The following is a 2724-nucleotide window of genomic DNA, read 5'->3' as shown; positions in this document are numbered from 1 at the left end:
ACCCCGGACGAAAGCCGGAGATTGCGGACCCCGTGATTTCCGGCTTGCGCCGCGGCACTGATATACTAATATGCTCCCTTAGGACCGGCCGAGCCGGCGCAACAGGTGCAGCCATGGACATGCCGACCACCCCGACGCCCGACGCCAGCAACGACCGTCCCGCCCCCCAGCGGAGCGCGGTGAAGCCCTCCCGCGGGCCGGCGCGGGGCGCCTCGACCATGGCGGCGATCCACCGGTCGCTGCGCGCCGAGATCGTGGAGATGCGCCGCAATCCGGGCGAGCCCATCGTCGAGAAGCACATCGCCGAAGCCTTCGGCGTCAGCCGCACTCCGGTGCGCGAGGCGCTGCAACGGCTGGCCGACGAGGGGCTGATCGAGATCTTCCCGCAGGTCGGCACCTTCGTCGCCCGCATCCCGGTCAACGCCCTGCCGGAGGCCATCGTCATCCGCACCTCGCTGGAGGGCACTGCCGTCCGCTACGCGGCGCAGCGCGCCACCGGCAGCCAGATCGCCGGCCTGCGCGCCAACCTGCTGCTCCAGCAGGAGACGGTGGAGGACGGCGACCTCAACGCCTTCCACGAAGCCGACGAGCGCTTCCACGCCTTGATCGCCGAGATCGCCGGCTATCCCGGCCTGTGGAGCATGGCGCAGCAGGTGAAGGTGCAGGTGGACCGCTACCGCCGCCTGACCCTGCCGGAGCCGGGGCGCCTCACCCATGTGCTGGCCGAGCACGCGGCGATCGTGGACGCCATCGCCGACGCCGACCCGGCGCTGGCCGCCGACCGCATGGCCGTCCACCTCGACGGCCTGCTGACCTCCATCCCCCAGGCCCAGGGGGCGAACCCGTTCTTCTTCACTGGACCCTGAATTGGCCCCCTGAATTGGCCCCCACCGGCCCCGAAAAACACAAACGAGGATACCGCCATGAAGATCACCGTCCGCCACGCGTCACACCAGGATGACGTCCGCACCTACGACACCACCAAGCTGCGCGACCATTTCCTCGTCCCGTCCATCTTCGAGGCGGACGACATCGTTCTCACCTACAGCCACATCGACCGCTTCGTGGTCGGCGGCGCGATGCCGGTGTCCGGCCCGCTGAAGCTGGAATCGGCCAAGGCCATCGGCTCCGCCAACTTCCTCGACCGGCGCGAGTTGGGCGCGGTCAACGTCGGCGGCCCGGGCCGCATCACGGTGGACGGCGCGGTGTTCGAGCTGGCCCCGCGCGACTGCCTCTACATCACCATGGGCAGCCTGGACGTCCGTTTCGAGAGCCTGGACCCGGCCAACCCGGCGAAGTTCTACCTGAACAGCGCCCCGGCCCACGCCCGCTTCGAGACGATGAAGATCTCCATCGCGCAGGCCAAGGCCGTGCACATGGGCGATCCGGCCCAGTCGAACGAGCGCACCATCTACCAGATGATCCACCCGGACGTCTGCCGCACCGCGCAGCTCGTGCTCGGCATGACCGTGCTGAAGCCGAACAACATGTGGAACACCATGCCGTGCCACACGCACGACCGGCGCTGCGAGGTCTATTTCTACTTCGACCTGCCGGAGCCGGCCCGCGTCTTCCACTTCATGGGCGAGCCGTCCGAGACGCGCCACCTCGTCGTCGCCAACGAGCAGGCGGTGATCTCGCCGAGCTGGTCGATCCATTCCGGCGTCGGCACGCGCAACTACACCTTCATCTGGGCCATGGCCGGCGACAACCAGGACTTCACCGACATGGACTTCATCCCCATGGAAGACCTGCGCTGATCCCCGCACGCCAAGAATAAGGAGCAGGACAATGGCTCAGGCACATCCCTTCGACCTCACCGGCAAGGTCGCCCTGGTGACCGGCGCCCACACCGGCATCGGCCAGGGCATCGCCGTGGCGCTGGCCCAGGCGGGCGCCGACATCGCCGCGGTGGACGTGGTGCCGCTGGACGAAACCCAGTCCCTGGTTGAGGCCGCCGGCCGCAGGTTCCACGGCATGTCCGCGGACCTGACCAGCATCGCCCCGGTGCAGGGTCTGGTGGAGGAGGTGGTGGGCACCTTCGGCGGGCTGGACATCCTGGTCAACAACGCCGGGCTGATCCGCCGCGCCGACGCCGTGGACTTCACCGAGGCCGACTGGGACCTCGTGATGAACATCAACATCAAGACGGTCTTCTTCCTCTGCCAGGCCTTCGGCCGCTACGCCATCGGCCAGGGCCGCAAGGGCAAGATCATCAACATCGCGTCCATGCTGTCCTTCCAGGGCGGCATCCGCGTGCCCTCCTACACCGCCTCCAAGAGCGGCGTGGCCGGCATCACCCGCCTGCTCGCCAACGAGTGGGCGGGCAAGGGCATCAACGTGAACGCCATCGCGCCGGGCTACGTCGCCACCAACAACACGGCGGCGATCCGCGCCGACGAGCAGCGCAGCGCGGAGATCCTGGGCCGCATCCCGGCGGGCCGCTGGAGCGTTCCGTCCGACATGGGCGGCCCGGCGGTGTTCCTGGCCTCCGACGCGTCGGATTACATTCATGGCACGGTGCTTCCGGTCGACGGCGGCTGGCTCGCCCGCTGAGACGGGGTGGTTCCGTTTGAATGACGAAAGCCGGGCACCAGCGATGGTGCCCGGCTTTTTCTTGTGGTGGTTTGGGCTCGGCCTTGCCCCCACCCCCCCCCCCCCCCCCCCCCGCCCGGGGGGGGGGGGGGGGGCGTCCCCCCCGCCTCTTTTCACCTCCCCCCCCCC

3 protein-coding genes are annotated in these 2724 nt (G+C 69.0%); all 3 read left to right on the top strand.

What is annotated here, in order from left to right; all coding sequences use genetic code 11:
• Positions 1–113 precede the first annotated feature (113 nt).
• The 3 genes from GBZ26_RS28630 to kduD are packed head-to-tail and all read left to right on the top strand — an operon-like array spanning position 114 to position 2556.
• Positions 114–866: a GntR family transcriptional regulator gene (locus GBZ26_RS28630; protein ID WP_174441704.1), complete on the top strand. Its 753-nt coding sequence runs from the start codon at positions 114–116 to the stop codon at positions 864–866.
• Positions 867–923: 57 nt separating this feature from the next.
• Positions 924–1760 (top strand): 5-dehydro-4-deoxy-D-glucuronate isomerase, encoded by an 837-nt coding sequence (gene kduI, locus GBZ26_RS28625; protein ID WP_174441703.1) that lies wholly within the window; start codon positions 924–926, stop codon positions 1758–1760.
• 31 nt (positions 1761–1791) lie between these two features.
• Positions 1792–2556: a 2-dehydro-3-deoxy-D-gluconate 5-dehydrogenase KduD gene (gene kduD, locus GBZ26_RS28620; RefSeq protein ID WP_174441702.1), complete on the top strand. Its 765-nt coding sequence runs from the start codon at positions 1792–1794 to the stop codon at positions 2554–2556.
• Positions 2557–2724 lie beyond the last annotated feature (168 nt).

Source organism: Azospirillum formosense (genome assembly GCF_013340925.1).
Classification (GTDB): Bacteria; Pseudomonadota; Alphaproteobacteria; order Azospirillales; family Azospirillaceae; genus Azospirillum; species Azospirillum formosense.
Note: the sequence above shows the minus strand (reverse complement) of the source record. Positions and strands in the feature narration are given on the sequence as shown.

Excerpts from the sequence above, each read along its gene's own strand:
- GBZ26_RS28630 (WP_174441704.1), top strand. The coding sequence starts at position 114 with ATGGACATGCCGACCACCCCGACGCCCGACGCCAGCAACGACCGTCCC.
- kduI (WP_174441703.1), top strand. The coding sequence starts at position 924 with ATGAAGATCACCGTCCGCCACGCGTCACACCAGGATGACGTCCGCACC.
- kduD (WP_174441702.1), top strand. The coding sequence starts at position 1,792 with ATGGCTCAGGCACATCCCTTCGACCTCACCGGCAAGGTCGCCCTGGTG.